A 7,524-nucleotide genomic window follows, 5' to 3' on the forward strand; every position below is an offset into this window, starting at 1 on the left:
CTCCGTGCAACTGCACCAGCTGCCCAGACGCGTACCCCTAGACCCATCTTTCCGCTTGACGTGTGGGTGCCCGTGAACTTCTACAAGGCAAGGTGCTCGGCAAGGTAGCCCACCATTCGCTCCAGCGCGTAGCGCCCACGCTGTCCCTCCAGGGAGTGGTCGAGTTCAGGCAGGACGAGCAGGTCGATTGCTCGCTCGGCCCGGATGAACGCGTCGACTAGTTTCATGGTCGCGCCGAATGGAGCGTTGACGTCCGATGTCCCGTGCATCAGCAGCAGATGTCCACGTAGCCGATCAACGAGGGGTAGGTTCGATGCCGACGCGTAGGCGAGCGCGTTGTCCCGCGGCAAGTTGAGATAGGGCTCGATCGCGGTACCGATGTGATCGATGCAGTCACCCACCGGGTATGCCGCGACTCCGACGTGGTAGGTCTCCGGCTCCAGGAGGAGGGCACGCACCGTGTTGTATCCCCCCCAGGAGCCGCCGGTGATTCCCACCCGGGTGCCGTCGAGGAATGAATGGCGGGCGAGCAGCTGACGGATGACGTTCGCGTGCTCGGCGACCTCGTACTGGCCAAACCGGCTAGACACCACATCCTGGAAGGCTTTGCCGCGACCAGGTGTCCCGGGACCGTCCACAACGCACGCGACAAAGCCGACGCTGGCGAGCAGCCGAGCGGTGCTCGGACCGTGGTAGCCGCTAGGGTTCATGATGCCCTGGGGTCCGGCGTAGATGTGTTCGACCAGCGGGTAGCTGCGAGATGGGTCAAAGTCGAACGGCTTGTAGAGGACCCCGTGCAGCAGGGTCGTCCCGTCCAAGGCGGTAGCGGTGAACTCCTCTGGCAGAAAATATCCGAGTTCGTCGAGCGCGGATACATCGGCGGTCGCGAGCGTCGTGATCCACTTGCCGTCGCTGTTCAGCAGATCGGTTCGAGGGGGGCGGTCGATGTGCGAATGGATGTCAACGATCACTCGGCCGCTCGGTGAGATCAACGGGAGGTGAATACCCGGAGATTCAGTGAGCTGGGCGAATCCAGATCCGTCCATGCCGACCCGGCACAGCTGCAGGTCGTACGGGCGTTGCGCGGCGGACCGGCCAAGCAAATACACCACGTCGTCGGCGAAGCCGCAAACCCGCTCGATTTCGAACTCTCCCTCAGTGAGCTGGCAGATCTGCCTCCCGTCGAGATCGTAGAGATAGGCGTGCCGCCAACCGTCGCGCTCCGACATCCATACCAGGTGCCCGTCAGGCGTCAGTGTGGCGCTGGCAAGAGCTGCGTCGAAGCGGATGCCGTACACGAAGGAGTCCTGTCGCTCGGCGACCACGAGTCGGCTGGCTCCGGTTCGTAGGTCCGCGGCGCGCAACTCGAGCACCTTGTTGATTCGGTCGCTGACCAGAAAGAGCAGCTCACTGGACGGGAGCCAGGCAACCGGCACGAGGAGAAATACATCATCACCGGGCCTACCTATGTCGACTGGCAGGACGTGGCCAGTGATGCTTACGAAGTTCAAGCTGCGGACAGCCTGACGGGCGCCGGTCTTCGCGTATGGCACCCATTCGACCTCCTCCAACGGCTTGAGCCAATGCAACACGGGAAGCCGGTCCACGTCTGTGTTGTCAGTGCGGATCGCCGCAAGAGTCTGCCCATTCGGCGCCCACAGGGCATCTTCGCTCGTCCAGCGGACATCGTCATTGCCGTCGTGGGTCAGGCGCTGATACCGGCCATCGAGAGCGGACCGCAACCACAGCTCATGGTCCCGCTCAGTGAGCAGAAACTGGCCGCTGGGATCCGGCACCTCGAGCACGGGAGTTCGCGGGCTAAGAAAGGTCTTGCGGATTTCCCGGGGCGTACTTCGCGTCCGCAAGGCCTGCTCGGCGAGGGGCAACTCTGTGACATCGTTCGTAGTCACGTTGACCGAAAACCACCGACCGCCTTGGTCGAACTCCACGGTCCGGTCCCCCTGCCCCAGGCGAAAGTCCGAGCAGGCTGGCGAGCCCCACGATGGTGGTGCGACGCCCAGGGATTCCAGGCTCTTGCGCACCCGCGCGAAATCGACGAGCACGTTCGTCGCTCCCGTACCCGGATCGACATCCAGGATTCGTGCAGCCTCCGGCGGTCCTACGAGAATGCAGAATGCCGACCCGTCGGCCTTCCAGCGTGGCAAGCACTCCCCCCCGCGGACGTGCTCGGCAAAGCGTTGAAAGGCGCGTAACCGGCGAGTGTCAACTGGCGTCATCTGATCTCGCTCTCATCGCAGATCCGTCGGCTCGGGAAGACGGACAGGTGCGCGTAGCGGGGGTGACCAGTGGCGTCAGCCGCCGAGAAAAACAGTTCGGGGGTCACGAAGCCATCTGGCGGTGGCGCGGCGTGCGCACCGAGTTGCCCGCTGCCCCAAGCTCGCCCGAAGAGGGCCGGGACCATTCGGGTCGGCGGCCGGGCAAGTTCACGCTCGCCCACCGCCACGACCTTCAGCGCGCCGCCGTTAGCGGCTACGTCGAGCCGGAACTGACTACAGGCATAGCGGCCGGTCAGCGGTGCGAGGTCGGGCGCGCTGAGCGGGGTCACCGGCAGCCAGGGGTCAGGTTTCGTCGCGCCGAACAGTTCGCCCGCTAGATCCGCGAACAGCTCGTGGCAGAGCGCGGAGTCTCCGGGAATGGTGTTGAAGACCAGAGCCAGGGCACCACCCATCTCGGGGAAGAGTGCCAGGTGAGATCCGGCGCCTAGATTGTGCCCCGAATGTCCCCGAAAGACGCGGTCGCCCCAACTGGCCGCGTACCAGCCGAGGGCCCATTGCTGGGCGAATGGAGATCCCGGGGTCACGTCAACCTGTGGAGCCTGCATGGCGGCCACCGACTCCTCGGACAGCAGCCGATTGCCCGTCCCAGCGATACCCCCGCCCAGGTGCAGCTCGGCAAAGCGAACAAGATCACCGGCGGTCATCGCCAGTGTGGAGCCGGTCGGCCCCAACGCGCGCCCAGCCACTCCCCACGCCCGGCATACCTCGGCTTCGGTCCCAGCGCGCACGTGCGGCACGCTGACCGGATGCAACAGCGTGTGCTCGGGCAGCGTCGCCGAGTGGATGAGCCCGGCCGGTTCCAGGAGATAGCGGCGTAGCGCCTCATCCCAGTCCGTCCCGCGGAGCACCTCGACCAGTCGACCGGCAATCACGTAGCCTGCGTTGCTGTACCCCCATTGCTCACCAGGAGCTGCCACGACGTTATCCGGCCCGAGCGTGGCCACATAGCGGGCCACGGAGCGCTCGCCACGGCCATGGTCGGAGTAGGCGCCGACATCAAGGCCGCTGGTGTGGCAAAGCAGCTGCCGCACCGTAATGCCATCCGGGATCCGGCAGCCAGGAAGGTACCGAAGCACAGGGTCATCCAGCCGCAGCATCCCCTCATCGACGAGTTGCAGCGCAAGGGTCGCGGTGAGCAGCTTCGTAGTGGATCCGATCAGGCAGAGGGTGTCCACAGTCATCGGCGTCGGACTTCGGACGTCCGCACGACCACTGGCAAGCTCATGGACCTCCCCGTCTGCCAGTACCGCCAGACCGACACCGACGAGGCGGTGGCGTTCCACCAGCTCGTCGAGGTAGTGATGAAGATCGCTTCGCCTAGTCAATCTCTCGGCCTCCGGTCGCCTTCGGACCTCGATCGTCCTTCATCCAGTAAACCCGCGCCTTGGCGGCCGCGACCAGTCGTGAGCGTGGTCTTCGGACACTTGGACGAACAGCGGGTCGCCGCTTTGGTCAGGTGCATCGCAACAACGGGGGCGAAAGGCGGGATGCTTGCACCATGACGGAGATGGCCGGGTGGGAACCCCGGAGACCGAGGACGATTCCACCCGGCTGCCCACGGCCCCATTGTGGGTAGCGAGCGCGCGGCCGACCAGCGCAATCCCGACCGTATCTGCGCCTGCTACCGCCTCCGGGATCGCAGCCGTGGGTCCCGCGGCCACCAGCGGCTCGCGACGATGATTCGGCTCCGCTATGCGGTAGCAGCCGAGATCGGAGCCGGGAGGCTCGCCCGGCAGCCCGTGATCGCGCCGGCTGATATCCGCTCGTGTGCGTCCACCCCGCCAATCCGGACGTCCGGTCCGTATTCAGCCAGGGAGTGAGTCCGTGACCAGCGCTGCCTACCAGAGGGTCACGACCGGGCGAGCCGATGTGGATGATGCGGCGCTGCGGCAGCTGGCGGTGAGCCGTTACGGGTTGGATGTGCAGCTCGTCGAAGCTCTGCCAGGCGAGGTCGACCGCAACGTGGCTCTGACGACTGCCGACGGCAGCCGCTTCGTATGTAAGATTTCACCTAGACACGCAACGGAAGCCGAACTTGGGCTGCAGAATGCGATCTTACGTCGATTTGCCGAGGCCCCCGACGGGCCGCGCGGGCCGAGACTCGTTTCGACGCTCGACGGCACCGAGCTGGCCGGAGTCGATCTAGCTAGCGGTGCACATTTCGCCCGACTGCTCACCTGGGTAGAGGGCCGAACCCTCAACAACTTGCCCTGGCACTCCCCCGGCCTTCTGCACGAGTGGGGGGTTCTCGCGGCTCACAGCATGAAAGCCCTCGAAGACTTTCGGCACCCGTTCGCGTTTCGCACCCACCAGTGGGACTTGAGAACAGCGGTCGGAGCAATCCGTGACAGCCTCCCATTCCTGTCCGAGGAGGCCGACCGGCAACTCATGGCCGCCATGGTGGAGCGGTTCGAAGTGACCGTGACCCCGGCGTTCGCTGGGCTTCCACAAAGCGTTGTCCACCACGATCTAAACGACTTCAACGTGATAGCCGATCAGGGCTCGGACGGACGGCTGCATGTCGTCGGCCTGCTCGACGTCGGAGACGCTATGAAGACGATTCGGGTCGCCGAACTCGCCATAGCCATCAGCTACGCGATGCTCCGCAAGGAGGATCCGCTCGCGGCAGCCGCGGAACTAGTTCGGGGCTACTCCACGGTCATGAGCCTAATAGCCGAAGAGCTGGCGGTCCTGTTCCCGTTGGCGGCGGTTCGGTTGTGCCTGAACGCCGCGACCTGGGCCCGACGGGCAGCCAGCGAAACTGACAGAGAGTACGCCTGGGATCGAATGCGCTACACGATTCCCTGCCTCCGCCGGCTGGACGCGGTCGGCTTCACTCATGCCGCCGCGGTGCTGCGGGCTGCGGCGGGGCGGCAACCCGAACCTCGATCTTTCGCGCTTGCGCGCGGGCTTGCGGGCCTTTCCGGCCTCCGTCGGGCGGTGAACGAGCCGACGGTCGACGTGCTTGATCTGTCCCCGGGCTCGTCCATGTTCGATGACGGGTTCGCCTGGGAGCAGCTGCCCCGGGGACTGATCGAGCACGGTTCGATACTGCACCCCTTCACCGGACGTCGGTTGACTGGCAGCCGTGAACCGCGGACCGTCCTCGTCGGAACAGCGCTACTCGTCGAGCAAGGCACCCGCGTCCATGCCCCGCTCGACGCCGAAGTGGAGGGGTTGCAGGGTGACAGCCTCGTGCTGTGCCATGAGCAGGGCACGGGGACCGCGTTCTGGTCGTGCTGGCGTGGGCTCCGCGAACCGCCTGTCACCGGCAGGATCCGAGCTGGCAGCTTGCTCGGTCTAGTCAACAAGCAGGCGGGGCTGCCCACGTATGTCCACGTTCAGGTCTGGCCGGACCGACCCGAGAGGGACGCGCCGGTGCTCGTCCGTCCCTCCGAACGCGAGGTGTGGCTCGCCCGCAGTCCCGATCCGCGGATACTGCTAGTGGGCCCCGAACCAGCCGGTGCCCGACCGGTGACGCCGAACCCGGTAGACATACTCGCGGCGCGAACGCGGCGATTCGCCCCGTCCCAGCGTTCGTACTACGAGAGCCCGATGACTCTGGTTCGAGCGAGCGGAGTCTGGTTCACCGACGTCCTGGGATATTCCTACCTGGACTGCGTGAACAACGTAGCCCATGTCGGGCACGGCCACCCCCGCGTAGTCGAAGCAGGCCGCAGGCAGCTGCAGCGGCTCAACACGAACAGCAGATTCGTCTACCCAGGGCTCTCGGATTACGCCGATCGACTCGTGGCTCTGCTACCACCAACGCTGGAAGTCGTCTTCTTCGTCTGCACCGGCAGCGAGGCCAACGACCTTGCCCTGCGTGTCGCCCGGACGGTGACCGGACGGAAAGACATCGTGGTGATCGACGGCGCCTACCATGGCAACACGACGGCCGTCACCGCGGTGAGTCCCAACCGGTACAAGAGTGTAGGTGCGGCCGCCCCAAACGAGACTCACGAGGTGCCGCAACCGAACCGATATCGGGGTCCCTACGGCTATTCGCATCCAGATGCGGGCCATCGCTACGCGGCTGACGCTGCCCGCGTGGTTGCGTTGGCAGTCGCTCGGGGGCAGCAGCCGGCCGCGGTCATCGCCGAGTCCCTGATGGGAACTGCCGGGCAGATCGTCCATCCGCCCGGCTACCTCGGCGGCCTGTTCGACGCGGTTCGCGCCGCCGGTGGGCTGTGCATCAGCGACGAAGTCCAGGTCGGTTTCGGCCGGATGGGCGACGCATTCTGGGGGTTCGAGCATTATGGAGTTGTTCCCGATATCGTGACTATGGGCAAACCGATGGGCAATGGATTCCCGCTGGCCGCTGTCGTGACCACGCGCGCCATTGCCGACGCGTTCGACAACGGGATGAAGTATTTCAATACTTTCGGTGGAAATCCAGTCGCCTGCGCCGTTGGCAGCGCGGTCCTAGACGTGATTAGGGAAGAAGGACTGCAGGAAAAGGCGCGCGACGTCGGCGGCTACCTTCGCGATCGGCTCCGAGCATTGGCGGATCGACACGAGCTGATCGGCGATGTTCGGGGACGCGGCCTGTACCTGGGGGTGGAGCTGGTCCGGGACCGTAGCACCAAGCAACCCGCCAGCCGCGAGGCATTCCTGGTCAGCGAACTGCTCAAGGAGGAGGGCGTGATCGTCTACCCGAATGGTGACCACGACAATGTGCTCAAGCTAAAACCACCTATGGTGTTCAGTCGAACGGACGCCGACATTCTCGTGGACGCTCTCGACGACATCCTGGGACGCAGCTGGTGAACGCCCAGGTCCCCGTTCGGCGCCGATCGGCCAGGCGAAGCTGGGAGGTCTTCCGGGGCCCCAGGTGTGCTGGTCGAAAGATCGTCACTGGTTGCTTGGCAGCAACTTGGCGAAAACGGGTGTCTTCCTGACCGGGTCATCGAACCCGGAAAGGGCTGCCATGTAGGTCATGCATTTGCAATCGCGATCACAGACATGATCGCAAAGGCAGCTAAGCCGCATCCTGCTCCCCTGCCAGGTCCAACCTTCGCCGCCAAGGCGTCGCGCTCGTGGCCGGTCATCCTGCATCCACTTCCCGCGCGGATGGGACATCATGACGTAACTACTCAGCCGCCCGCTCAGGCGATGGCGGGGATCCAGGGCCCACTGTCGTGGAGCATGCGTAGGACGGCCAGAGCTGGTTGGCCTTGTTTGCGGGCGGTGTCGAGGTAGGAGCGCAGCCGGCAGAAGGCTTTCG

The 7,524-nt window shown here is 65.1% G+C and carries 3 protein-coding genes; 1 reads left to right on the forward strand and 2 read right to left on the reverse strand.

What is annotated here, in order from left to right; genetic code table 11:
- Window positions 1-80: 80 nt before the first annotated feature.
- Entirely contained in the window at window positions 81-2,063 is a 1,983-nt protein-coding gene (locus VNG13_13665) for a prolyl oligopeptidase family serine peptidase (GenBank protein HVA61564.1), read from the reverse strand.
- A gap of 170 nt (window positions 2,064-2,233) precedes the next feature.
- Window positions 2,234-3,622, reverse strand: coding sequence for a serine hydrolase domain-containing protein (locus VNG13_13670; protein ID HVA61565.1), 1,389 nt, complete (start codon window positions 3,620-3,622; stop codon window positions 2,234-2,236).
- A 499-nt stretch (window positions 3,623-4,121) separates the two neighbouring features.
- On the opposite strand from VNG13_13670, the gene VNG13_13675 reads away from it, so the two are divergent.
- On the forward strand, window positions 4,122-7,067 hold the full coding sequence (locus VNG13_13675; GenBank protein ID HVA61566.1) for an aminotransferase class III-fold pyridoxal phosphate-dependent enzyme: 2,946 nt from the start codon (window positions 4,122-4,124) through the stop codon (window positions 7,065-7,067).
- Window positions 7,068-7,524 lie beyond the last annotated feature (457 nt).

This window comes from Mycobacteriales bacterium, assembly GCA_035533475.1.
In the GTDB taxonomy this organism is placed as follows: domain Bacteria; phylum Actinomycetota; class Actinomycetes; order DATLTS01; family DATLTS01; genus DATLTS01.